Annotated in this window: 26 protein-coding genes; 13 read left to right on the top strand and 13 right to left on the bottom strand. The window is 68.9% G+C overall.

What is annotated here, in order from left to right:
- Positions 1-76 precede the first annotated feature (76 nt).
- The gene (locus GIY23_RS18685) at positions 77-844 is read right to left on the bottom strand and encodes a TrmH family RNA methyltransferase (RefSeq protein ID WP_154077856.1); all 768 of its coding nucleotides are present in this window, start codon (positions 842-844) and stop codon (positions 77-79) included.
- A 95-nt stretch (positions 845-939) separates the two neighbouring features.
- Between GIY23_RS18685 and GIY23_RS18680 the strand changes: the two genes are divergently transcribed.
- Both GIY23_RS18680 and GIY23_RS18675 read left to right on the top strand, forming a co-directional pair.
- Positions 940-2358, top strand: a complete 1419-nt coding sequence (locus GIY23_RS18680) for a WS/DGAT/MGAT family O-acyltransferase (protein ID WP_154077855.1) — start codon at positions 940-942, stop codon at positions 2356-2358.
- Positions 2358-2861, top strand: coding sequence for a DUF6912 family protein (locus GIY23_RS18675; protein ID WP_154077854.1), 504 nt, complete (start codon positions 2358-2360; stop codon positions 2859-2861). Before GIY23_RS18680 ends, GIY23_RS18675 begins: the two co-directional genes overlap by 1 nt.
- A gap of 194 nt (positions 2862-3055) precedes the next feature.
- Here GIY23_RS18675 and GIY23_RS18670 read toward each other — a convergent pair whose 3' ends face one another.
- The 3 genes from GIY23_RS18670 to aroA form a co-directional block, all read right to left on the bottom strand.
- Positions 3056-3922 carry a hypothetical protein gene (locus GIY23_RS18670; protein WP_154077853.1) on the bottom strand — a complete coding sequence of 289 codons (867 nt, stop codon included), beginning with the start codon at positions 3920-3922 and terminating at the stop codon, positions 3056-3058.
- A 125-nt stretch (positions 3923-4047) separates the two neighbouring features.
- Positions 4048-5061 carry a ribosome small subunit-dependent GTPase A gene (gene rsgA, locus GIY23_RS18665; RefSeq protein ID WP_154077852.1) on the bottom strand — a complete coding sequence of 338 codons (1014 nt, stop codon included), beginning with the start codon at positions 5059-5061 and terminating at the stop codon, positions 4048-4050.
- 2 nt (positions 5062-5063) lie between these two features.
- On the bottom strand, positions 5064-6341 hold the full coding sequence (gene aroA, locus GIY23_RS18660) for a 3-phosphoshikimate 1-carboxyvinyltransferase (protein ID WP_154077851.1): 1278 nt from the start codon (positions 6339-6341) through the stop codon (positions 5064-5066).
- 99 nt (positions 6342-6440) lie between these two features.
- On the opposite strand from aroA, the gene GIY23_RS18655 reads away from it, so the two are divergent.
- From GIY23_RS18655 to GIY23_RS18640, 4 genes are all read left to right on the top strand, one after another.
- Positions 6441-7193 (top strand): SOS response-associated peptidase, encoded by a 753-nt coding sequence (locus GIY23_RS18655; protein ID WP_154077850.1) that lies wholly within the window; start codon positions 6441-6443, stop codon positions 7191-7193.
- A gap of 38 nt (positions 7194-7231) precedes the next feature.
- A complete protein-coding gene (locus tag GIY23_RS18650; RefSeq protein ID WP_154078963.1) occupies positions 7232-7942 on the top strand; it encodes an SOS response-associated peptidase in 711 nt (236 codons plus the stop codon).
- Positions 7939-8550: an alpha/beta hydrolase family protein gene (locus GIY23_RS18645; RefSeq protein WP_154077849.1), complete on the top strand. Its 612-nt coding sequence runs from the start codon at positions 7939-7941 to the stop codon at positions 8548-8550. The genes GIY23_RS18650 and GIY23_RS18645 overlap by 4 nt, the downstream gene beginning before the upstream one ends.
- A 553-nt stretch (positions 8551-9103) precedes the next feature.
- Positions 9104-9901: a hypothetical protein gene (locus GIY23_RS18640; protein ID WP_154077848.1), complete on the top strand. Its 798-nt coding sequence runs from the start codon at positions 9104-9106 to the stop codon at positions 9899-9901.
- Between the two features lie 217 nt (positions 9902-10118).
- On the opposite strand, the gene ybaK is transcribed toward GIY23_RS18640, so the two are convergent.
- Positions 10119-10595 carry a Cys-tRNA(Pro) deacylase gene (ybaK, locus tag GIY23_RS18635; RefSeq protein ID WP_154077847.1) on the bottom strand — a complete coding sequence of 159 codons (477 nt, stop codon included), beginning with the start codon at positions 10593-10595 and terminating at the stop codon, positions 10119-10121.
- A gap of 253 nt (positions 10596-10848) precedes the next feature.
- Here ybaK and GIY23_RS18630 point away from each other — a divergent pair, with 253 nt between their 5' ends.
- Positions 10849-11532 (top strand): sigma-70 family RNA polymerase sigma factor, encoded by a 684-nt coding sequence (locus GIY23_RS18630; RefSeq protein ID WP_228717381.1) that lies wholly within the window; start codon positions 10849-10851, stop codon positions 11530-11532.
- Positions 11529-11858 carry a mycothiol system anti-sigma-R factor gene (gene rsrA, locus GIY23_RS18625; protein ID WP_154077845.1) on the top strand — a complete coding sequence of 110 codons (330 nt, stop codon included), beginning with the start codon at positions 11529-11531 and terminating at the stop codon, positions 11856-11858. The genes GIY23_RS18630 and rsrA overlap by 4 nt, the downstream gene beginning before the upstream one ends.
- Before the next feature lie 62 nt (positions 11859-11920).
- On the opposite strand, the gene GIY23_RS23440 is transcribed toward rsrA, so the two are convergent.
- Positions 11921-11995, bottom strand: coding sequence for a 50S ribosomal protein bL37 (locus GIY23_RS23440; protein ID WP_407646879.1), 75 nt, complete (start codon positions 11993-11995; stop codon positions 11921-11923).
- A gap of 295 nt (positions 11996-12290) precedes the next feature.
- Here GIY23_RS23440 and GIY23_RS18615 point away from each other — a divergent pair, with 295 nt between their 5' ends.
- A complete protein-coding gene (locus GIY23_RS18615; RefSeq protein ID WP_154077843.1) occupies positions 12291-12506 on the top strand; it encodes a biotin/lipoyl-binding carrier protein in 216 nt (71 codons plus the stop codon).
- A gap of 63 nt (positions 12507-12569) precedes the next feature.
- Positions 12570-14054 carry a PAS domain-containing sensor histidine kinase gene (locus GIY23_RS18610; protein WP_154077842.1) on the top strand — a complete coding sequence of 495 codons (1485 nt, stop codon included), beginning with the start codon at positions 12570-12572 and terminating at the stop codon, positions 14052-14054.
- A 255-nt stretch (positions 14055-14309) separates the two neighbouring features.
- Here the strand turns inward: GIY23_RS18610 and GIY23_RS18605 are convergent, their stop codons facing one another.
- The 3 genes from GIY23_RS18605 to GIY23_RS18595 form a co-directional block, all read right to left on the bottom strand.
- A complete protein-coding gene (locus tag GIY23_RS18605; protein ID WP_154077841.1) occupies positions 14310-14564 on the bottom strand; it encodes a WhiB family transcriptional regulator in 255 nt (84 codons plus the stop codon).
- Between the two features lie 233 nt (positions 14565-14797).
- Positions 14798-15730 carry a diacylglycerol/lipid kinase family protein gene (locus GIY23_RS18600; protein WP_154077840.1) on the bottom strand — a complete coding sequence of 311 codons (933 nt, stop codon included), beginning with the start codon at positions 15728-15730 and terminating at the stop codon, positions 14798-14800.
- A gap of 51 nt (positions 15731-15781) precedes the next feature.
- On the bottom strand, positions 15782-16048 hold the full coding sequence (locus GIY23_RS18595; RefSeq protein ID WP_154077839.1) for a hypothetical protein: 267 nt from the start codon (positions 16046-16048) through the stop codon (positions 15782-15784).
- 321 nt (positions 16049-16369) lie between these two features.
- Between GIY23_RS18595 and GIY23_RS18590 the strand changes: the two genes are divergently transcribed.
- Positions 16370-16804, top strand: a complete 435-nt coding sequence (locus tag GIY23_RS18590; protein WP_154077838.1) for a hypothetical protein — start codon at positions 16370-16372, stop codon at positions 16802-16804.
- A 221-nt stretch (positions 16805-17025) separates the two neighbouring features.
- Here the strand turns inward: GIY23_RS18590 and GIY23_RS18585 are convergent, their stop codons facing one another.
- From GIY23_RS18585 to sodN, 3 genes are all read right to left on the bottom strand, one after another.
- Entirely contained in the window at positions 17026-17505 is a 480-nt protein-coding gene (locus GIY23_RS18585) for a GNAT family N-acetyltransferase (protein ID WP_187351934.1), read from the bottom strand.
- The gene (locus GIY23_RS18580) at positions 17502-18107 is read right to left on the bottom strand and encodes an acid phosphatase (protein WP_154077837.1); all 606 of its coding nucleotides are present in this window, start codon (positions 18105-18107) and stop codon (positions 17502-17504) included. The genes GIY23_RS18585 and GIY23_RS18580 overlap by 4 nt, the downstream gene beginning before the upstream one ends.
- A gap of 220 nt (positions 18108-18327) precedes the next feature.
- Positions 18328-18735 (bottom strand): superoxide dismutase, Ni, encoded by a 408-nt coding sequence (gene sodN / locus GIY23_RS18575; protein ID WP_154077836.1) that lies wholly within the window; start codon positions 18733-18735, stop codon positions 18328-18330.
- 97 nt (positions 18736-18832) lie between these two features.
- Here sodN and GIY23_RS18570 point away from each other — a divergent pair, with 97 nt between their 5' ends.
- Both GIY23_RS18570 and GIY23_RS18565 read left to right on the top strand, forming a co-directional pair.
- On the top strand, positions 18833-19168 hold the full coding sequence (locus GIY23_RS18570) for a S26 family signal peptidase (RefSeq protein ID WP_154077835.1): 336 nt from the start codon (positions 18833-18835) through the stop codon (positions 19166-19168).
- 51 nt (positions 19169-19219) lie between these two features.
- Positions 19220-20839 (top strand): GMC oxidoreductase, encoded by a 1620-nt coding sequence (locus GIY23_RS18565; protein ID WP_154077834.1) that lies wholly within the window; start codon positions 19220-19222, stop codon positions 20837-20839.
- Between the two features lie 241 nt (positions 20840-21080).
- Here GIY23_RS18565 and GIY23_RS18560 read toward each other — a convergent pair whose 3' ends face one another.
- Positions 21081-21689, bottom strand: coding sequence for a dTDP-4-dehydrorhamnose 3,5-epimerase family protein (locus tag GIY23_RS18560; RefSeq protein WP_154077833.1), 609 nt, complete (start codon positions 21687-21689; stop codon positions 21081-21083).
- Between the last annotated feature and the right edge of the window lie 330 nt (positions 21690-22019).

Below are 22019 nucleotides of genomic sequence, written 5' to 3'. Positions count from 1 at the left end.
GTGCGGGGCAGCCGACCACGGCAGCCTCGCACTGCCCTTTTTTTATGCACACACCCACGAATGCCGGTCTGCATCATCATCCGATGGTGTTGATGCGGCGCTGGAGTTCGAAGCACACGACCGCGGCGGCGCTGGCCACGTTCAATGACTCGACTCCGCCACACATCGGGATGCTGACGTCTTCTCCGATGCGTGCCCGGACATCCCCGGAGAGTCCGGCGGTCTCGCTTCCCAGGACGAAAACAGACCGAGGACCGAGCTCCGCCGAGTACAAGTCCCGCCGGCCCTTCGCGTCGAGCGCGTAGAGCGGGTACCCGGCGTCGGAGAGCAGCTCCGCAGCGTCGCCGGCGGTGGTGCAGCGGAGCACGGGTGCGTGGAACGCCACTCCGGCCGAGGCCTTGATGACGAGCGGGTCGAGCGTCGCGACTCCCCGATGCGGCACGACGACGCCGTCGATGCCCGCCGCTGTGGCGGTGCGCAGGATCATCCCGACGTTGCCCGGTGTGGTGATTCCGTCGAGCAGCAGCACGGTACGCGGCGCGGTGGCGGGGTCGGAGAGTGCGTCTTGCAACGGCCGCATCCTGCGGGCGACGACGTCGGCGAGCACACCCTGGTCGTGGCGACCGTTGCCCGCGAGCACCTTGACTCGGTGGGCGCTGGCGCGCTGCACCTTGACGGCACGGTCGCCTGCGGCTTCCTTGATCTCCGTCACCGCAGGGCCGCGCAGACCTTCGGCAATGACGACTTTGTCCACCCTGAGGTCGTAGTCGTGCAACGCCTCCAGGACGGGTTTGCGCCCATAGACGGTGACGAACTTGTCCTTCGGGGAAACGTCGGTGTGCACCCGGCCAGTGTCACACGGGCCTGCTGCGGCACGGCACAGAGCCGAGGGTGGTTCGGGTCGTCGCGGGATACCGATCGTGTGCCAGTATCGCGGGCATGTCCGATCGACTGTCCGCACTCGACGCGTCCTTCCTGTATCTCGAGGACTACACGACGCCGATGCACGTCGGGGGCGTGGCCTTGTTCCGCCGCCCCCGTGCGGGATTCGACTACGATCGGGTGCTGTCGCTGATCGAACAGCGGCTCTCGCTGGTGCCGCGCTACCGGCAGAAGGTGGTGCAGGTACCGGGCAGGCTCGCCCGTCCGGTGTGGGTCGACGACCAGGACTTCGACATCACTTACCACGTGCGCCGCTCCGCGCTGCCGAAACCGGGCCGGGACGCGCAGCTGCACGAGCTCACCGCCCGGCTGATGTCCAGGAAGCTCGACCACACTCGCCCCTTGTGGGAGGTCTATCTGGTCGAAGGGTTGTCGAAGAACCGGGTCGCGGTGATCACGAAGACGCACCAGGCGATGGTGGACGGCACCGGTGCCCTCGACATCGGACAGGTCATCTTCGACGTCGCGCCGAATCCGAAGACGCAACCCGAGGACGACCTGTGGATGCCGCGTCCGCAGCAGGGTTCGGTGGGCCTGGTGATGGAGGCCGTGACCGACGCGGTTCAACGCCCGGGCGAGATCGTGGAGAACGTGCGTTCCGCTGCGCTCGACTTCACCGCGACAGCGGGCAAGGTCGTCAACGCCGTGGGTGGTTTGGCGACGGCGGTCCGGGCGGCCGCGTCACCTACTCCGGGCGGACCGCTGAACGTGCCGACCTCGACGCAACGACGCTTCGCGGTGGCCAGGGCCAGACTCGACGAGTTCCGTGCCATTCGGCAGGCCCACGGGGGCACCGTCAACGACGTGGTGCTGGCTCTCGTCTCCGGTGCGCTCCGGAACTGGCTGCTCTCCCGTGGCGAGGTCGTCACGGGTTCGACGACCGTGCGAGCGATGGTGCCGCTGTCGATCCGCCTCGACGAGGAGGCACCGCAGAACGGGGCCCGGAAGGTCGGCGAGATCGGCAATCGCGTGTCCGGGTATCTCGTGGACCTTCCGGTGGGGGAATCGAACCCGGTGGTGCGGTTGCATCACATCCGGCATCAGATGCGTGCGCACGCCGAGTCCGGGCATTCCGTGGCTGCCGAAGCCCTGGTGCAGGTCTCCGGGTTCGCGCCGCCGACCTTGCACGCGTTGGGTGCTCGCGTGGCCAACGGGATGTCGGACCGGTTGTTCAACGTGCTCGTCACGAACGTGCCGGGGCCGCAGGTGCCCCTGTACGCGGCGGGCGCGAAGATGGTGGAGATGTTCCCCGTGGTGCCCTTGGCGAAGAACCAGGCGCTCACGATCGGGGTGACCTCCTACGACGGCGGAATGTACTTCGGGCTCAACGGGGACCGCGACGCGATGTCCGATGTGGACGTGCTCGCGGCGGTGATCCGGGAGTCGATGGACGAGATGATGGGGACGGTCGAGTGATGAGGATCTACGTACCCGCGACGATGCGCATGCTGCGTTCGCTGGTGGACGAACAGCGTCTCCAGCCGTTGAGCGGAACGGCGTTCGCGTTGACCCCGGCACTGCGCGAGTCCTACGCCATCGGCGACACCGAGGAACTCGAGTACGCGGCGCAGCGCGAAGCGGCCCGCGCCTGTCTGCGGCTGATCGCCTCCGAACTCGAGGAGGACGACAAGACCGACGTGCGGCGCGTGGTGGTCTCCGCGGACATCGACGACGTGACCTTGCGGCCCGACCTCGACAACGCGGTCGTGCGGCTCGCCTACCCGGTCCCGTGGAAGAAGGTCGCCGCGGTTCACGTCGACGGTGCCGACGCCGAGCAGGCCGTCCGCGATGCCGTTGCCGTCGTCGACGCCGCCGATCTCGGGGACGCCGACGCGGAGTTCACCCTCGGCGAGGCGGAGGATCACGAGTTGCTCTGGTACGCCCCCCAGGAAGTCCCGTTTCTCCTCGAACTCATGTAAGAGGGCATTTAGAGCTTGGGTGGGTGGTCCGGTACCGCCGCCCGAGTTCGCGCCTCGCTGCGTTGGGGTCCTCTTGAGTGCCCGGTGTACGCGGCGAGAACCCCTGCCTTGCGAGTCACGAACTCCAAACGCCGGAGCCCTCACTCTGCCCCGGCAGTCCCCAGGTATCCCCCGAGGTTCGCGAGTCGGAGGGGTCAGCGGGGCGGGGCTGCCAGCGGTGGGAGGTCGCGGAACTCGCCGATCCGCTCCGGTGGGGGTGGTTCGATGGCCACCTCGGAGCCCCAATCGTCGTACGTCGTCGTCAGGGAGACCTGGCCGGTCTGGTCGACGTCCTGCACGGTCGAGAAACGCAGTGGTAGACCGTCCTGCCCGACCCACAGCTGGTAGTTCAGCTCGGGCGTGCCCTCGTCCGCCGCTCGCCGGAACTGCTCTTTTTGGCGGGGATCCGTCGCCGCCTCGGCGGCTGGTGCGGTGAGCACAGCCAGGTCGTAGCGCGTCGCGGGTCGACCATCGACCTCCGCAGGCTGCGATGCGGCGATCTTGGTGACGTCCTCGATGCCGCCGAACGTGCTTCGCGGGTCGACGGTGTCGGTGAGCTGTCGCAGTGCAGGCCCGAACAGCTGTGCGGTGAACTCCGGACCGTCTTCGGGGACGACGATCCACGGTTTGTCCGGTTCGGGCATCAGCAGCGGCGACTTGAGGTGGCCGACGCCGTCGGCGAGTACGACCTCGACGGGTTCGGCCGGGTACCCGGGCGCGGGCTGGGTCGTGCCGGTGAAGCTGACTTCCGGTTCGGGCTGCCGGTAGTCGACGGAACCTTCGCCGTCGAGTTCCCCGACGAGTCCGAGCCGCCCCTGGAACGTGCTCTCCGCCGTCCCCGCCTCGTTCATGGCGCCGAGGACGTCCCGCAGCAGCGGTGCGGCGCTCGGACGCGGATCCGGCGGAGCGGGAGCCGCGGGCCCCTCGGCGGCCGGTGGTGGGGGCGGTTCCGCGGTGCACGCCCCGAGACCTGCGGCGAGTGCGAGTACGGCGACCGCGGAGGCGGTTCGGGCTCGGGGCATCGGGAAGCTCCTCGGGAGAGGCTGCCGGGCGGTGAGTCCGCAGGCCACGTTAGCAACGCCCGCCGTCGGGCACAGCGGCTCGCGGCCACGTTGACCACAACCAGCCAGCGGTGTTTCCGGCTGGTTCAGCCGTCCGGGGAGCGTCCCGCGCGGGAGAGCAGCAACCGCCGGAGGGAGGCGAGCTGCTCCGCACTGCCGTGTCCGTCGTCGACGAACGTGTCGAGGTGACAGTCGGGGTCGTCGTCCCCGCCCAGATGCCCGCAGTTCGGTGGGCATTCCTCGGCGGCTTCGGCGAATCCTTCGAACGCCGCGGTGACGTCGTCGGGTGTGACGTGGGCGAGCCCGAACGAGCGGATGCCGGGTGTGTCGACGACCCAGCCGCGACCGGGGAGCGCGAGGGCGACCGCGGAGGTGGACACGTGGCGGCCCTTGCCGACGTCGCTGACCTCGCCGGTGGCCCGTTCGGCGTCCGGCACGAGTTGGTTGACCAGCGTCGACTTGCCGACTCCGGAGTGGCCGACGAGCGCGGAGACGCGTCCGTCGAGACGGTCTCGTACGTCCTGCGGGTCGGTGTCCATCCGGGTGACGACCACGGGCATGTCGAGGGCGGAGTACGTGGCGATCAGTTCGTCGGCGGCGGCGAGGTCGGCCTTCGTCAGGCACAGGACCGGTTCCAGGCCGCCCGCGTAGGCGGCGACGAGGCAGCGGTCGACGAACCCGGTGCGCGGCGGCGGGTCGGCGAGGGCGGTGACGATGAGGAGTTGTTCGGCGTTGGCGACGACGACTCGCTCGTACGGGTCGGTGTCGTCGGCGGTGCGGCGCAGCACGCTGGTGCGGTCCTGGACGCGGATGATGCGGGCGAGGGTGTCCGGTGCGCCGGAGGTGTCGCCGACGAGTCCGACCCGATCGCCGATGACGACGGGGGTGCGGCCGAGTTCGCGGGCCCGCATCGCGGTGACGCGCCGTTCGGGGTCGCCGTCGACGGCGCAGGTCCAGCGGCCGCGGTCGACAGCGACGACCATCGCGGTCTCGGCGTCGGCGTGTTCCGGGCGGCGTTTGCTGCGCGGCCTGCTGCTTCGTCGGCCAGGTCGGACCCGGACGTCGGACTCGTCGAGGTCCCGCCAGCCGCGCTTGCCCATGCTCAGGCTCCGACCGCGGGGGACAGCAGCATCGTCGACCACTGGCCGGGGAAGTCGGGCAACGTCTTGGCCGTGGTGGCGATGTCGTCGACCTCGACGCCGGGCACACGGAGGCCGAGGATCGCCCCTGCGGTGGCCATCCGGTGGTCGGCGTAGGAGTGCCACGTGCCGCCGTGCAGCGGGCGCGGCGTGATGCGCAGGCCGTCGTCGGTTCGCCTGACCTGCCCGCCGAGGGCGCTCAGTTCCGCGTCGAGCGCGGCGAGCCGGTCGGTCTCGTGGCCGCGCAGGTGGCCGATGCCGTGCAGGTGTGAGGGCGTCGTGGCGAGCGCGGCGAGCGCGGCCACGGTGGGGGCGAGTTCCCCGACGTCGTGAAGGTCGATGTCGATGCCGCCGAGCTCGGCCGGGCCGTGCACGGTGAGGCCGGTGTCGTCCAGCCGCACTTCGGCTCCCATGGTCACCAGGATGTCCCGGATGCGGTCGCCCGCCTGGTCGGTGTGGCGGGGCCAGCCGGGGACCGTGACGCTGCCGCCGGTAGCGGCCGCGGCGGCCAGGAACGGGGTCGCGTTGGACAGGTCGGGTTCGACGTCGACGTCGCGCGGGGAGATCGGCCCCGGCGCCACCTGCCAGCGGTTCGGTTCGCTGTCGTCGACGACCACGCCCGCGTCGCGCAGCATGGCCACGGTCATCTCGATGTGCGGCAGGGACGGCACTGGTTCCCCGTCGTGCAGCACGGTGACCCCCCGGTCGAACCGGGCGCCGGAGAGCAGCAGGCCGGAGACGAACTGCGAGGAGGCGGAGGCGTCGATGGTGACCGTCCCGCCCGGCACGTGTCCGGTCCCGTGCAGCGTGAACGGCAGGTTCGAGCCGGCGACCTCGGCGCCGAGTGTGCGCAGTGCGTCGAGGACCGTGTCCATGGGGCGTTCTCGGGCGCGTGGGTCCCCGTCGAACTCGACGTTTCCGGTCGCCAGGGCCGCAACCGGGGGTACGAATCGCATGACGGTTCCCGCGAGACCGGTGTCGACGATGGCAGGGCCGTGTGGCTCGGCGGGCGTCACGTGCCAGCCCCCGTCGTCGGTGTCGTCGATGCGGGTGCCGAGCGCGCGCAGGGCCGAGGCCATGAGTTCGGTGTCCCGGCTGCGCAGCGGCGCGCGGAGCGTCGACGGTGCCGTGGCGAGCGCGGTGAGCACCAGTGCGCGGTTGGTGATCGACTTGGAGCCGGGAACCGTGACGACCGCCTGCACGGGTCCGGGGGCGGTCGGGGCGGTCCACAGCTGCGTCATGCCTCCATGATTCCGCACGTGCGGACGCGGCGCTGCTGTCGGGGGTGGGTGTCAGGATACTGGGGTCGCAGGTGGTGACGACGGAGGTGACCAGGCACGATGTGCGGACGGTATGCGTCGGTGAAAGACCCTGGCCGGCTGGCCGTGGAGTTCGACGCGTTCGACGCCACCGGCGAGGACGCGCCGGGCCCGGACCACAACGTCGCCCCGACCGATCCGGTCTACGGCGTCGTCCAGCGCCATCCGCGCGACGCCGAGGGTGTCCGCGACCTCTCGCGGACCGAACGCAGCGTGCGGGTGATGCGGTGGGGGTTGGTGCCGAAGTGGGCGAAGGACCCGTCGGTCGGCAACCGCATGATCAATGCGCGGGTGGAGACCGTCACCTCGAAGCCCGCGTTCCGAACGGCGATCAAGTACCACCGGTGTCTGCTTCCGGCGGAGGGCTGGTTCGAGTGGCGGCGGGACGGTCGGCGTAAGCAGCCGTTCTTCATGACATACGGCGACGGGTCGAGTCTGGCGCTGGCGGCGATCTGGGCGACGTGGCGGCAGGCGGGCTCCGAGGGGCCGCCACTGGTGAGCTGTTCGGTGCTCACGACCGGCGCGGCGGAGCCGTTGACCGAGATCCACGACCGGATGCCGCTGGTGATGCCTGCCGCTCGCTGGGAGCAGTGGCTGGACCCGGAACGGGAGGACGTCTCGGCGCTGCTGGAGCCGTCGCCGGAGCTGATCGCGGACTTGGAGCTGCGGCCGGTGTCGACGGCGGTCAACGACGTCCGCAACGACGGTCCAGAGCTGCTGGAACGGGTCGACGATCGGTCGGCGGAGCCCGCGGCGGTACCTTTGGACGAGTGAGTCCGTGACGAGGGGTTCGGGCACGAGAGGTGAGTGTGGTGTGTGGTCGCTACGCGGTCCGGCACGACCCGGCGATGCTCGCGCACGAGTTCGACGCGTTCGACCGCACCGAGGGTGAGGTCGCGCCGGATTTCAACGTCTCCCCCACGAGGACGGTCCCGGTCGTGGTGCAGCGGGGCCGGGAACGCACTCTGCGTCCGGTGCGCTGGGGGCTCGTACCGACCTGGGCGAAGGACACGACGAGCGGCCCGCCGATGATCAACGCGCGAGCGGAGTCGATCACGACCAAGCCCGCCTACGCCGAGTCGGTCGCCCACCGGCGGTGCCTGATGCCCGCGACCGGGTGGTTCGAATGGTCTCCGGGTGACCGGACCCGGCAGCCGCACCTGTGCGGACGGTCCGACGGCGCGTCGCTGGGAATGGCGGCGGTGTTCTCGGCGTGGTGGCCGCAGGCCAGCGAAGCCCCGCTGGTGACCTGTGCGGTAGTGACGACGGAGGCGGTGGGGGAGTTCGCCGACGTCCACCACCGGATGCCGCTGGTCCTGCCGCGGCGACGGTGGCAGGAGTGGCTCGATCCGGAGAGTACTGACGTCGCTGAGCTGTTGAGCGGCGTCGACAGCGGGGTGCTCACTGAGCTGGAGTTGCGCCCCGTCTCACCTGAGGTGAACAGCATCCGCAACAACCATCCCGGACTGTTGGAGCGCGTCGCCCCGGCCGTCGAGCCGCAGCCGGCGTTGTTCGAGTCATGACGTCCGCCGAGGTTCCCACTCCGCACGGCCCGGCCCGCGCGGAGTTGCATTGTGCCGAGGAGGGACGGGCCGCGTTGCTGCTCGGGCACGGCGCGGGTGGCGGTGTCGCCGCACCGGATCTGGTCGCCGCGACGCGGGCGGCGACGACCGCGGGTGTGCACGTGGCGCTCGTGGAACAGCCTTACCGGGTGGCGGGGCGGCGAGCACCGGCGCCTGCGAAGCAGCTGGACGCGGCGTGGCTCGCGGTGGCCGAGGACCTCGGGGGGCGCTGGTTCCCGGAGCTGCCGTTGCTGTTCGGCGGCCGGTCCTCGGGCGCGCGGGTGGCGTGCCGGACCGCGGCGGAGGGCGACGCCGCGGCCGTGCTCTGTCTTGCTTTCCCGGTGCACCCGCCGGGCAAGCCGGAGAAGTCCCGGCTCGACGAGCTGGACGGAGTCGAGGTGCCGACGCTCGTGGTGCAAGGCGAGCGGGACGCTTTCGGGCGTCCCGAGTCCGCGCACCGTCGGGATGTGGCGTTGGTCCCTGGCGACCACTCGTTGAAGTCCGATGTGGACGGAATTTCTCGCACGGTGAGCGAATGGCTCGACAGGGTGCTGCGCATCGTCGCGTGACGCACGGCCCGCCGCTTCGCCCCTCTCCCGTTCGCAACTGCACGAGGCGAACGGCACTTTCGCCTCGTGTGGTGAGGCGAAAGTGCCGTTCGCTCCGGTCTGGTCATGCGCCGTGACTCGTTTCAAGCCGCCTCGTTGACAGAACGGGCGTCGAACCTGCGAAAGGCAATGTTCGTAGCCGGGTTGATTGTGGATTGGCTCGGTGCGAAGATTTTTTCAGCGTCGCCTCGATGGGATTTCCCAGTTCTGTGACGTGCGCAACAGCCTCGCGCGAAGCTTTCCCGTCTTTTGCCTGTGACGGCTTCGTCACCTGCGGTTTCAGTGCGAAGCTCGCGATTTCCCCTAATAGAGTCACGGACTTTAGGGGAAGATCCCCGACCGCCCCGACAAACGTGATCTCTAGTCTTTTCGGTGCAGCGATGAGCGCCCTGCAAATGGCGTGCTGTGCCGTGTGTTTCTGGTCTTGCTGAGCTGCCGTGTCCGATGCGGAGCGTGCTAGTCGGCGTTCGGTGTGGATCCGAATGCGTCTCTGCGGGGCGCGGGGCTCGATCAGATGAGTGCGGGCGAGGTGGTGCAGGCCGTGGGGCTGGTGATGGATCAGTTGACGGTCGACGACGTCGTGGCGCCGCGTGCGGTGCAGCCCGGTGTGGACACCCTCGCCGGTAGTCAGCACGTGGCGTTGAGCTACCCGATGCCACTCGAGACGCCACTCGAGGCAGACGACGCGAACGAGAGGGAATTCAACGTGCCTACCCCTGAGATTTTCTCCGCGGCCGGTGACGTCGACGAGACGATGCGTCCCGTGGCGAGCCAGTCGGAGGAGACGACCAACACCGACATCGACAACACCGAGAACACCGAGCAGAACGTCGGCTCGGGCAACGAGGTCGGCTCGGGTAACGAGTTCGCTGTCGACGGGCTGGTCGGCGACATCCAGCCGGGCGACGTCAACGTGGGCAACGTGGCCGGCAACGGCGTGACCGACGTGGTCGGTGGCGTGCAGGGCGCGGTCGAGGGTGGCGACGTCACCGGCGGCCTGCAGGACCTCGGTGGCGTCAACGACGTCGTCGGCGGCGTGACCGACACCGTCCAGGGTGGCGACGTCATGGGCACGGTCGGCGACCTCGCCGGCGCCGGGGATGTCACCGGCGGGTTGCAGGACCTCGGTGGTGTGACCGGTGGTGTGACCGGCACGGTCGAGGACGTCACCGGTGAGCTGCCGGTCGACGGTGCCCTCGAGGGTGTGATGCCCGAGACCGGTGTGACCGCCCCGGTCAACGCGGTCGAGGACGTCACCGGCGGCCTGGAGAACACCGCGGGCGACCTCACCGGCGGCGCACTCGACCTCTGAGGCTTCCCGCAAAATTTCACGTGGCCGGGCGGCGGATTCCCAGCTCCACCGCCCGGCGCCTCTGACAGCAAGGGAACATTCCTGTCACTGGTGCGCGGAATGTTCCCTTGCTGTCACCCAGGCAGCGCTCGCAGGCGTGCGCCGCGATCGCTTGCGGTGAACCAAGGGCCCGCAGGGGCGGCGTCGGTGCGTGCGTGACAGGAAAGTTCCCTTCCTGTCACCCGCCGATCGGAGCGACGGTGGCAGCGGCCAGCCGAACGAGGTCTCCGGGAGCGAGCTCGATCTCCAGGCCGCGGCGGCCGGCGCTGCAGAACACTGTGTCGAACGTCATGGCGGAGTCGTCGAGCACGAGCGGCAGCCGCTTCTTCTGCCCCAGCGGAGCGATCCCGCCCGCGACGTAGCCGGTGGCGCGTTCGGCGGCGGCGGGGTCGGCGAGCTTCGCCTTCTTGCCGCCCACGGCCGCCGCGAGTGCCTTCAGGTCGAGCTGGACCGTGACCGGAACCACGCCGACGGTGAGCGCACCGTCCACTTCGGCCACCAGCGTCTTGAACACCCGCTCGGGCGGCTGTGCCAACAACTCTGCCGCTTCCATGCCGTAGGAGTCCGCGCGCGGGTCGTGCTCGTAGGTGTGTACCTCGTGCCGAACACCCTGTTTGCGCAGCATCGTCGTCGCGGGTGTCGCCTGTCCAGCCATGTCGGCACTGTAGACGGCGTGCACCCGGCCGCCGCGTGGGAATAGCAGGTGACCCTTCTGCGTTGTAGCGATCGTGATGACGGACAACACGTGCGCAGTGCTCGACCGGCCCGGTCCTTCAGCGCCCCGTCCGACGCCCGTCGCGACAGGTGACCAGGGCAGTGCAGGGGTATCCTCGACGGCGACTCGCGTGCCGGACGACGCGGGTACGCCGTCAGTTGCGTCGACGTCCTGGCGGCGGGAAGGGAGCCCGGTGCCGAGCACCTCAGGGCAGGTCAACAGTGCAGCCGACACCGAACAGCAGGATCCGGCGCCGCAGCAGGCCGGAGCGGACGAGCAGGTCGAGGAAACACCCGACGAACGTGCCGCCCGGTTCGAACGCGACGCGATGCCGCTGCTCGACCAGTTGTACGGCGCGGCGCTGCGGATGACCCGCAACCCGTCCGACGCCGAAGACCTCGTGCAGGAGACCTACCTCAAGGCCTACTCGGCGTTCCACACGTTCAAGCAGGGCACGAACCTCAAGGCGTGGCTGTACCGGATCCTCACCAACACCTACATCAACGGCTACCGCAAGCGGCAGCGCCAGCCTCAGCAGCAGCCGACCGACGAGATCCAGGACTGGCAGCTCGCCCAGGCGGAGAACCACACCTCCACGGGTCTGCGGTCCGCCGAGGTGGAGGCACTCGATCGGCTGCCGGACACCGACGTGAAGAACGCTCTGCAGCAACTCGCCGAAGAGTTCCGCATGGTCGTCTACCTCGCCGACGTCGAGGGCTTCGCCTACAAGGAGATCGCCGAGATCATGGGCACTCCCATCGGCACGGTGATGTCCCGACTGCACCGCGGTCGCAGGCAGTTGCGCGGCATGCTCACCGACGTCGCCCGGGATCGCGGGTTCATCCGCGAAGCCGAACCGGAGGTGAGCACGTCATGAGCTGCGGCGAGCATCACGACACTCCCTGTGGCGACGTCCTCGCCGAAGTGTGGTTGTTCCTGGACAACGAGTGCGATCACGAACGCAGGCAGATGCTGCAACACCACCTCGACGAGTGTGGCAGCTGCCTGGAGAGCTACGGCATCGAGGAGCACCTCAAGGAGCTGCTGCACCGCAAGTGCGGCGGCGAACACGCCCCCACGAATCTGCGGGACCGGTTGCGCAGCTCGATCCGGGAAACGGTCCTGCAACAGGCCGACGTCACCGTGGAGCACGGACCGGACGGCACATCCGTCGAGGTGCGGACCAAGACCTCACAAGAATGACCCCCGCACGCGACTGAGCCCCGAACCGATGTGGTTCGGGGCTCAGCTCGTCTTGTCCGCGTTCAGCAACGGGGACGCTTGCCGTGGTTGGCGTTGTTCTTGCGCCGGTCCTTCTTCTTGCGGGCCCGCTTACCCATGGTGGCCCCTCCCTCACTGGTCGGTTCGGCTGCTCGGTGAGCCCGGTGAGCCGCGGCGGTCTTCGGCGACGCGAAGGCGTCGACACGACGCCACGGTCCGCGCAACGGTGCCTCCGACGAGGCGCTCGCGCGGCGACCGGGCTGTATACCCGCCCCAATTCTGGCATGCACGTGACCAGCTGCTGGCGGGCGGCCCGCCTGTGGTTTGCTTGAGGCCGAACGCCGGGGTGGGTCGACGCCGGGCAGCCGGAGGACCCGTCGCGGTGGTAGGACCCGCCGCGACGAGGAGGCACTGTTGGCCGAGGAGATCCGCGCCGAGATGGTCGCGAACGTCATGAGCGTGGCCGTGCACGAGGGTGACTCGGTGCACGACGGTGATTCGCTCGTCCTGCTGGAGTCGATGAAGATGGAGATTCCGGTGCTCACGGAGGTCGACGGCAAGGTCAGTACCGTCGCGGTCCGGGCAGGGGACGTGGTGCAGGAAGGCGATCTCATCGCCGTCGTCGAATGAGAACCCGCGCCTCTCGCCCGGGCTCGATGATCACGAGCGTCCGGTACGAACAGGAGGTTCGTCGTGTCGACGTTGAGTGACCTGCTCGCCGAGAACACCGGCCTGTCCGGTAGCGCCGCCGGCCACCTCCAACTCGTCGCGGCCGAGTGGCAGCTGTTGTCCGATCTGTCGTTCGCGGACTTCCTGATGTGGGTTCCGCTCGCCGACGGGGAACGGTTCCTGTGCGTCGCACAGGCGCGCCCGACTACCGCGCCCACCGCGCATCCCGAGGACGCCGTCGGCAGCGAAGCTACGCTGTCCGGTCATCCGCAGCTGCGGCGCGCTGTGAGCGAACAGCGGGTCTGCCGCGAAGAGGACCCGCGCTGGAACGAGGGCGTGCCGGTGCGGCGCGAGACCATCCCGGTGGTGTTCGACGACGAGGTCGTGGGCGTGCTCAGCCGGGACACGAACCTCGCGGTGCCGCGCGTGCCGAGTCCGCTGGAGATCTCGTACCTCGGCAGCGCCGCCGATCTGTGCCAGATGATCGCCGACGGCACGTTTCCCACTCCGGAGCCGTCACCGGACGTCCACACCAGTCCTCGTGTGGGGGACGGGCTGATGCGGGTCGACAGTGCAGGCGTCGTGGTGTTCGCGAGCCCCAACGCACTCTCGGCCTACCACCGGATGGGCCACGCGGCCGACCTCGTCGGTGCCCAGCTCGCACAAGTCACCCGGGCCCTGTTGTCGGACCCGTTCGACGCCGACGAAGTGGCGCAGCGGATCCGCAACGGGATCGCAGGGGAACCGAGCATGCGGATGGAAGCCGACGCGAAGGGCGCCACCGTGCTGTTCCGGGCGTTGCCGCTGTACCCGAGGGGGCAGTCGGCGGGTGCCTTGGTGCTGGTACGTGACGTGACCGAGGTCAAGCGCCGGGATCGGGCGTTGATGTCGAAGGACGCGACGATCCGGGAAATCCATCACCGGGTGAAGAACAATCTGCAGACGGTGGCGGCTCTGCTGCGGCTGCAGGGGCGGCGCAGCGGCAACGACGAAGCGCAGGCCGCACTGGAGGAATCCGTGCGGCGCGTCACGTCGATCGCGCTGGTGCACGAGACGCTGTCGATGTCGGTGGACGAGCGGGTCGATCTCGACGACGTCGTCGATCGGGTGATCCCGATGATGAGCGACCTCGCGGGCGCCGAGAGCGGAGTGAAGGTCCGGCGGGAAGGACGGTTCGGGGTGGTCTCCGCCGAACTCGCCACCCCACTGGTGATGGTGCTGACCGAACTCGTCCAGAACGCGTTCGAGCACGCGTTCCCGGAAGGCCAGGGCGGTGGGGAAGTCGTGGTGCAGGCGGAGCGTTCGGCGCGCTGGCTGGACGTCGTCATCGTCGATGACGGTCGCGGCCTTCCACCGGGATTCTCCCTGGAGCGCGCCGAACGTCTCGGCCTGCAGATCGTGCGAACCCTCGTCGAGTCTGAGCTCCGGGGCTCGTTGAGTTTGCGCGGTCGCGGCGATCAGCGCGGCACGGAAGCGGTGTTACGGGTTCCGCTGAAGTACCGCCGCTGAGGCTGCGCCGCCGCGGGGTGCGTCGATGATCCCCGTGGCGCGTCGTCGGCGACATGCCGTGGTCGATCGGCTCGGTGTCGGTCGACCACGTTCGGGGATCGACCGTGACCAGCATCGACGCTGATCGACCGGGGTGTCTCGTCGGGGTGGTTGGTGTACGCGTCAGCCGTGTCGGTGCTCGTGATCCGAAGACCAGCACGGGGTGGCCGGTGGGGTGCCGGCCACCCTTGTGTACTGTCAGCGGAACGAGCGAACTCAGGCGCTGGTACGAGCCCGGGTCCGAGCGTTGCGGCGCTTGAGTGCGCGACGCTCGTCCTCGCTCATACCGCCCCAGACGCCGGCGTCCTGCCCGCTCTCCAGTGCCCATGCCAGGCACTCGGAGGCGACGGGGCAGCGCTGGCACACGGCCTTCGCCTCGGCGATCTGCAGCAACGCAGGACCGCTGTTCCCCACGGGGAAGAACAGTTCCGGGTCCTCGTCGCGGCATACCGCGCGGTGGCGCCAGTCCATGATTCCTTAGCTCCTCGTCAGGCACGCCAACGCGTGCCGATCGTTCGTTCGGGGTGTTTGGGTGAATGCCACGGAGTCCGTGTGCTTGTGAATGCTTTCACGAACTCGCGCGATGTCAAGGGTTCGATCTCGATCGGTGGTGGAACTCACCTGAAAGATCGACAGGCCATGACCAGGTCTTTCGATTGATCACCGGGGTGCCCCGGAGGGGGTGCGACTCCGTTGCGCGAAAGTTATACAGCGACCCGCAGGGCATTCGGCACCGAGACGAACTCGATCGCCGTGCACTCACCGAGGTTGTCGCCGTCGACCTGCAGCCGCAACGGCTCCACACACCGTACGTGCACCCGGGCCAGATCCGCACGCCGAACGAGGTTCTTTCCGTGTGGCGTCGCTCGCGCTCGCAGCATCTGACTGACGTGACGTAGCACACCGTAGGTTCCCATGTGCGTCAACGAGCAGATGCCGAGACCGGTGTCGAAGGAGGTCTCCGGGTTCATCCGCACCGGAAAGGACCCGAGGTAGGTCCACGGGTCGGTGTTGGTGACGAACGCGGTGTACAGGTCGGTGACGGGCTCTTCGCCGTCGATGGTCACGGTGATCGCCGGTGGATCTTTGCGCACCCGGAAATAGCAGGCCAGGGCAGTTTTCGCGTACAACGTGGGGGTCGCCTCGCGCCCCTGCGAACGCAGCCTCTCGACCTCGGCGACCACCTCGGCGTCCCAGCCGACGCCGGCGTTGAAGGTGAACCAGCGGTCATTGGCTCTGCCGAGCCCGACGTCCCGGCGGGAGCCGGTCTCCAGTGCGCGCAGCAACCGGTGGGTCGATTCGAGTGGATCCTTCGGCAGTCCGAGGGCACGGGCGAAGACGTTGGCCGATCCGCCGGGAACCACCCCGAGCACCGGCAGCTCACCTGCGCGCGCCGTGGCGTGGGCTCCCGCGAACATGCCGTTGACCACTTCGTTCACGGTGCCGTCGCCGCCGTGCGCGATGATCACGTCCACGCCCTCGTGGGTCGCGTCGCGAGCCACGTCCGCGGCGTGCCCGGCGTGTTCGGTCTGCACGACGTCGAGTTTGACCGTGCTGCGCAGCGCATGAATCAGCACGTCACGACCACCTTCGGTGGTGGACGTGGCCTGCGGATTCACCACGAGAACGGCGCGCACGTCCCCCACCCTAAGCGAGGGCGTTCGAGCGCTCGGCGGTGCTCCGGTGCGTCAGATCAGCGTGGCGCCTCCCATGCTGGTCGGCGGTCGTCGGCGAACGGCTCGCGCGGAGCCGGGGGCGGGATCGGGTTCGAGACCCGAACAGGGCGGCTGAGACACCTGCGAACGGGTGCGCCGCTGCCAGTCCTCCCGCGTGCCGCCGAGAAGGCGTTCGCGCGCAACCCCGGAGCGCGCTCGTCCGTACTCGGCGTCGACCGCGTCGGCGACGGAGGAACGGGACACCCCGAGGCCCGTGCTCGCCGTCGCTGCTGCGGTCATGCCTCGATCCTCGCGGGGAGCCCGCCCGGTTGTCATGCGTCGATCGGGCGGTGTTGACCTCGCTCGCGTGTACGGAACGTGATGGGCCGAGGTCGCACCGCGGAAGTGGGGTGGCCGGCGGCGTGGTGGAGAGCATGTCGGACGCACCAGTACCCTGCGGAGGTCGCCTCGGCACCGGTTCGGTTCGACCTTCCGTTGCGAGACCACACGCGAAGGCCTGATGACTCAACCGGGTGAGGTACTTCGGGCGATGACCACACAGATGAGCCACGATTCGGCAGAGCTACCGAGCTGGCCCCGAGACGGAAAGGCACCGGCGCCGTGTCCACCGAAATCGCTCCGCGCAGCGTGCGCTTGGCCGGGTGGGTGGCGATCGCCCAGTCCGTCGCCGGGCTTGCATTCGTCCTCGCGCTGGTGACCCGTGGCTTGTCCGGGGAAGGCGGCGGCGTCGGAGCCTTCGACCCGGCGCAGACGTTCGGCGAAGCCGGTTACTTCACCGTGCTCTCCGGCGGGGTGCTCGCGGCGGGGATCGGGCTGACTCGGAGCAAGCACTGGGCCCGCACGCCGGTCTTGCTGTTGCAGCTGTTGCTGCTCGGTGCCGCCTGGTACGCGCTGGGGCCGTCGGAGCGGGCGTTGATCGGCATGCTGATCGCAGTGACGCCGATCGTGGTGTTGTGGTTGCTGTTCCGCCGTGACGCACGAACCTGGACGATGACCGGCAGCACCGCACCCGACGCGGACCTGAACGCGAAATAGCAGGCTCAGAGGGCATTTGGGAACTGTCTTGGTGCCCGTAGGGCACGGTCACACGTGATCAGCCGGGGCACGGTGAGGGGCTCCGGCGTTCCAGTTCGCGCCTCGCAAGGCAGGGGTTCTCGCCGCGTACGCGTGGTACTCAAGAGGACCCCAACGCCGCGAGGCGCGAACTGGGGCGGCGGTACCGGACCACCCACCTCAGTTCCAAAACGCCCCTCAGCTCAGCCGCGGCCGAACTCGGCGAGCGCGTCGTCGGTGAGCCGGAAGACGGTCCACTCGTCCATCGGCACCGCCCGCACGCTGCGGTAGAACTCGATCGCCGGTTCGTTCCAGTTCAACACCCACCATTCGAGGCGCGCGTAACCGCGCGTCTCGCACTCCTCGGCGAGGGTGCGCAACAGGGCCTTGCCGAGCCCGCGGCCCCGGTTGTCCGGCCGCACGTACAGGTCTTCCAGATAGATGCCGTGCACACCGCGCCACGTGGAGAAGTTGAGGAACCACAGCGCGAAACCCTCGAGCCGACCGTCCACTTCGGCCACGTGACCGAACAACGCGGGAGTCTCCGAGAACAGCGCGGTGTGCAACTGTTCGTCGACGAGGTGGCATTCGTCCGGCGCCTTCTCGTATGCCGCGAGCTCGTGGACGAGCGTCACGATCGCGGGCACGTCGCGCGGTTCGGCGCGGCGGATCAGGTGAGTCATTGGGCTCCTGCCGGTCGTGGTTCGGGCGGAACGTTCGAGTGGGTCAGCTGGCGCACGCCTCGTTCGTGTCCGAGGACCGAGATGCCGGCGGGATCGAGTGCGAAACGGACCCCTTCGGCTGCGGGCAACCCGAGCCAGCGGGCGACGAGAGCGCGGCTGAAGTGTCCGTGTCCCACGAGCACGACAGCGCCCCGTCGCCGCAGCGCCTCGATCTCACCGAGCACTGCGTCGGCGCGATCGCCCACCTCGGCGGCGGTCTCGCCGCCGGGACACGGGTGCGTCCAGACGGTCCAGTCCGGCACCTCGGTGCGGATCTGCGGGGTGGTCAGGCCCTCGTAGTCGCCGTAGTCCCATTCCGCCAGCAGGTCCCAGGACTCGGCCCCTGCGAGACCTGCGAGCTCGGCGGTCCGGGTCGCGCGACTGCGCGGGCTCGTGAGCACCGTGGCCTCGAGCGGTTCGAACTCGGCGAGAGTTCGCCCTGCGCGCCGAGCGGAAGCCTCGCCCGACTCGGTCAGCGGGACGTCGGTGCGTCCGGTGTGTCGGCCGGTTAGTGACCACTCCGTCGGGCCGTGACGCAGCAGATGAATCCGATGCTCTGGCACCGGGTCATGCTAGAACGACGGCGCTGCACGCCGGACCGGCCGTCCATAGGCGAGGCGAACGGCACCTTCGCCTCGCGAGATGAGGCGAAAGTGCCGTTCGCCCCACGCAAAGACCGCATCCGGTCGTCCGACGCGCCGGTGTTCGGCGGCTTGGTGACCGGATGCGGTCCGCGTGCTTGCCGGTGGTGCGACCGAGGGTGGCACCACCGAGCCGACTACCTCAGCCCTTCTTGGTTTCCCAGAAGATCTTGTCGATCTCGGCGATGTAGTCGAGCAGCTGCTGTCCGGTGGCCGGGTCCATGGAGCCCTTGGTTCCGGTGGCGCCTGCGGCCTTGGTGGCCTTGTTGACCAGCTCGTGCAGCTGCGGGTACTTCTCGAAGTGCGGCGGCTTGAAGTAGTCCGTCCACAGCACCCACAGATGGTGCTTCACGAGCTCCGAGCGCTGCTCGGTGATGTTGATCGCCCGCGTGCGGTACTCGAAATCGTCGCTGTCCTGGTACTTCTCCTGCATGGCCTTGACCGACTCGGCCTCGATCCGGGCCTGAGCCGGGTCGTAGACGCCGCACGGCAGGTCGCAGTGCGCGGTGGCTTCGAGGCGCGGCGCGAGGATGCGAGACAGTAGCCGCATAGGTCCTCCTTGACAGTGAATGCTCCGACGGGGCGAGCCTACTCCCGACGGGACGGTTCGTCTCACGGGCGGTTCCCGGCGTGGGACGCTGCGTGACGTGGACTCGTTGGGGCGGTGGCCGTGGCGCCGGGTTCTCGTGCGCGGAAGCTCGATGTCTCCCACGCTGCGCGACCGGGACGTCGTGGTGGTGCGTTCCCGCGCCCGTCCTCGCCCGGGGGACGTGGCACTGGTGCAGTGGGCGAGCCGTCCGGCTCAGCTGTCGTTGAAGCGGGTTGTGCATGCCGACGGCAGCGGGTGGCACGTGGTGGGCGACAACGGCGGCGCCTCGACCGATTCCCGCGAGTTGGGGCCCGCCGAGGTGCTCGGTGTCGCACGGTGGCGGTTCTGGCCACGTCCGGGACGCCTTCCGTCGGGGTTTACGCCGTTCACCTGAATGTCGCGCGAAGGTCTCGCCATGATCGACATAGTGGCTCAAGCTGGACGCATGATCCGTTCACCCCGCTTCTCCCGCCGCCGCCTTCTCGGTCTCGCCGCACTGCAGTCCGCCGCAGCGTTGGGGCTGCACAGCGTGGGCACGGCTCGAGCAGAAGCGCGCGATCAGGACTTCGTGCCCGCGCTCGTGGTCGGCACCGGCTACGGAGCGGCGGCGACCGCGTTGCGGCTCGGCGAGGCCGGGATCCGCACCACGATGCTCGAAATGGGCGGGCTGTGGGACACCGCAGGCGCGGACGGCAAGATCTTCTGCTCGATGCTCGAGCCCGACCACCGGTCGATGTGGTTCCGCGACCGCACCGAGACGCCGTTGGCGACGTTCCTGTGGCTGGACGTGATCAACAAGGACATCGAGCCGCCGTTCGCCGGTGTCCTCGATCGGGTCGCCCACCCCGGCATCGACGTCTACCTGGGTCGCGGTGTGGGCGGCGGCTCACTGGTCAACGGCGGTATGGCGGTGGTGCCGGAGCGCGACTACTTCGAACGGATCCTGCCCGAGGTCGACGCCGACGAGATGTACGGCACCTACTTTCCGCTGGCGAACCGGGAACTCGGCGTGAACCACGTCGATCCCGAGTGGTTCGAGACCACCGAGGCGTACCGCTACGCGCGGGTCTCGCGCGCCCACGCGCACCGCGCCGGGTTCCCCACCACGTTCGTGCCCAGCGTCTACGACTTCGACTACATGCAGCGCGAGACGGCGGGCGAGGCGCCACGGTCGGCGCTGGACTGCGAAGTCATCTACGGCAACAACTACGGCAAACGCAGTCTCGACAAGACCTACCTCCCCGCCGCGCTGGGCACCGGCAACGTCACGATCGAGTCCCTGCACCGGGTGCGCAGCTTCCGGCCCGCGGGCGCGGGCTACGCCGTGGAGGTCGAGCAGATCGACGAGCTCGGCGAGGTGCGCGCGGTCAAGGAGATCCGGTGCCGCCACCTGTTCCTCGGCGCGGGCAGCCTCGGTACCACGGAACTGCTGCTCCGCGCGCGAGAGCAGGGCGCCTTGCCGGACCTCGACGAGTCGCTCGGCGAGGGATGGGGGCCCAACGGCAACGTCATGTTGGGCCGGGCGAATCACGTCTGGGATCCCACCGGCGCCGAGCAGTCGACGATGCCGGCGATGGGCATCGACAACACGGCCGACCCCGACCATCCGGTTTTCGCCGAGATCGCGCCCATCCCGGCGGGGTTGGAGACGTGGGTGAGCCTGTACCTGGCGATCGCACGGACGCCGGAACGGGCGCGGTTCGCCTTCGACGCCGCGACGGACACGGCCCGGCTGGACTGGCGCGCGGAGCAGGCGGCGCCCGCGGAGACCGCGGTGCGGTCGCTGTTCGACCGGATCAACCAGGTCAACGGAACGGTGTATCGGCACGACCTGTTCGGTGGGACCCGTGCGTTCGAGTCCTCGTTCACGTATCACCCGCTCGGTGGCTGTGTGCTCGGCAGGACGACCGACCTCCACGGCAGGGTGCGTGGTTACGACGGGCTGTACGTCACCGACGGTGCGTTGATCCCGGGTTCGACAGGCGTGAATCCATTCGTCACGATCACTGCGCTCGCCGAACGCAATGTGGCCCGAGTGCTCGCAGAGGACGTGCGCGGCAACTGATCTCGCTACCGAACGGGTGAGCTTTTTTACCAGAAGCGGTAACAACCCGAGAAGTCGAGCCCGAGTAGCGGTCACCACGTACGCAGCCGGACCACCCGCGGGTTCTCAGCGCCTTCCTCGCGAGGACAGCGATGTCGCCGCGTAGGTGGCTACTCAAGAAATCGATCCCGCAGCGAGGAAGGCGCTGAGGTTCCGCCACCCGACCCACCGAGCAGGCCTTCTGCTAGGAGTTCTGAACGCGTCAGCCTTCGCTGCGGAGTTGTTCGTAGCGCGCCATACATTCGTCGAAACGGGGCAGCAGCCCGGATTCGCGAGCCTCCCGCAACCCGGGTGCGTCCCGGTCCTTCTCGGAGAGCACCGGTTCCGCGTCCAGGTGGTCCCACGGCAGGGCCAGATCGGGGTCGAGCGGGTTCACCCCGTGCTCGGCGGCCGGGTTGTAGGCGGTGGAGCACAGGTAGGTCATCACCGTCTCGTCGGTGAGCGCGGCGAAGGCGTGGCCGAGTCCTTCCGCCAGGTAGATCGCCCGGTACTCGAGGGCGTCGAGCCGGATCGCCTCCCAGGTGCCGAAAGTCGGCGAGCCGACGCGGACGTCCACGATCACGTCGAGCAGGGAGCCTTTCGGGCAGTACACGTACTTGGCCTGTCCCGGCGGAACGTCGGCGAAGTGCACGCCGCGGACCACGTTGCGGGCCGAGACGCTGTGGTTGGTCTGCGCGAGTCGCAGCGAGTGCCCGGTCGCCTCGCTGAACACCGCCCCTTGGAAGGGGGCGACGAACAGCCCCCGGTGGTCTGGGAAGGATTTCGGGGTGAACTCGAACGCGCCGGTGATCTCCAGCTGCCGTGACTGCATGGAGAAAGCTTAGAAGTTCGGACGGCACGCGCGATCGACGGCATCGGCGGCCCATGAGTGATCGTTCACTCGAGTGCGACAACTGATGACGGAATCGAATCAGTACACGGCATTTCTCCCGGTATTCCCGAGGTTTGCCCGAATAGTGTGAGCCCGGTCGCAGACAGCGTCGTCCGCGGCTGGCAAACTGTCCCGACCGCAGCGTCCGCCGGGATCGTCCGCACAGGGATCGTGAACCCGGCAGTGCGATGGAACGAACCGCTCGATGACGAGTAGGCGTACGTGCCGTCGCCCGGGCGGTTACACACCGCCCGCTTCGCCCGTACCGGA

Source organism: Allosaccharopolyspora coralli (genome assembly GCF_009664835.1).
GTDB lineage: Bacteria > Actinomycetota > Actinomycetes > Mycobacteriales > Pseudonocardiaceae > Allosaccharopolyspora > Allosaccharopolyspora coralli.
This window is presented reverse-complemented; position numbering and strand designations above follow the sequence as displayed.

What these genes read in the sequence shown, in the direction of transcription:
- rsrA (WP_154077845.1), top strand. Translation starts at nt 11,529, where the DNA reads ATGAGCTGCGGCGAGCATCACGACACTCCCTGTGGCGACGTCCTCGCC.
- GIY23_RS18640 (WP_154077848.1), top strand. Translation starts at nt 9,104, where the DNA reads ATGAGTGCGGGCGAGGTGGTGCAGGCCGTGGGGCTGGTGATGGATCAG.
- GIY23_RS18645 (WP_154077849.1), top strand. Translation starts at nt 7,939, where the DNA reads ATGACGTCCGCCGAGGTTCCCACTCCGCACGGCCCGGCCCGCGCGGAG.
- GIY23_RS18585 (WP_187351934.1), bottom strand. Translation starts at nt 17,505, where the DNA reads ATGACTCACCTGATCCGCCGCGCCGAACCGCGCGACGTGCCCGCGATC.
- GIY23_RS18670 (WP_154077853.1), bottom strand. Translation starts at nt 3,922, where the DNA reads ATGCCCCGAGCCCGAACCGCCTCCGCGGTCGCCGTACTCGCACTCGCC.
- GIY23_RS18655 (WP_154077850.1), top strand. Translation starts at nt 6,441, where the DNA reads ATGTGCGGACGGTATGCGTCGGTGAAAGACCCTGGCCGGCTGGCCGTG.
- GIY23_RS18595 (WP_154077839.1), bottom strand. Translation starts at nt 16,048, where the DNA reads ATGACCGCAGCAGCGACGGCGAGCACGGGCCTCGGGGTGTCCCGTTCC.
- GIY23_RS18565 (WP_154077834.1), top strand. Translation starts at nt 19,220, where the DNA reads ATGATCCGTTCACCCCGCTTCTCCCGCCGCCGCCTTCTCGGTCTCGCC.
- aroA (WP_154077851.1), bottom strand. Translation starts at nt 6,341, where the DNA reads ATGACGCAGCTGTGGACCGCCCCGACCGCCCCCGGACCCGTGCAGGCG.
- rsgA (WP_154077852.1), bottom strand. Translation starts at nt 5,061, where the DNA reads ATGGGCAAGCGCGGCTGGCGGGACCTCGACGAGTCCGACGTCCGGGTC.
- ybaK (WP_154077847.1), bottom strand. Translation starts at nt 10,595, where the DNA reads ATGGCTGGACAGGCGACACCCGCGACGACGATGCTGCGCAAACAGGGT.
- GIY23_RS18560 (WP_154077833.1), bottom strand. Translation starts at nt 21,689, where the DNA reads ATGCAGTCACGGCAGCTGGAGATCACCGGCGCGTTCGAGTTCACCCCG.
- GIY23_RS18605 (WP_154077841.1), bottom strand. Translation starts at nt 14,564, where the DNA reads ATGGACTGGCGCCACCGCGCGGTATGCCGCGACGAGGACCCGGAACTG.
- sodN (WP_154077836.1), bottom strand. Translation starts at nt 18,735, where the DNA reads ATGCGGCTACTGTCTCGCATCCTCGCGCCGCGCCTCGAAGCCACCGCG.
- GIY23_RS18675 (WP_154077854.1), top strand. Translation starts at nt 2,358, where the DNA reads ATGAGGATCTACGTACCCGCGACGATGCGCATGCTGCGTTCGCTGGTG.
- GIY23_RS18680 (WP_154077855.1), top strand. Translation starts at nt 940, where the DNA reads ATGTCCGATCGACTGTCCGCACTCGACGCGTCCTTCCTGTATCTCGAG.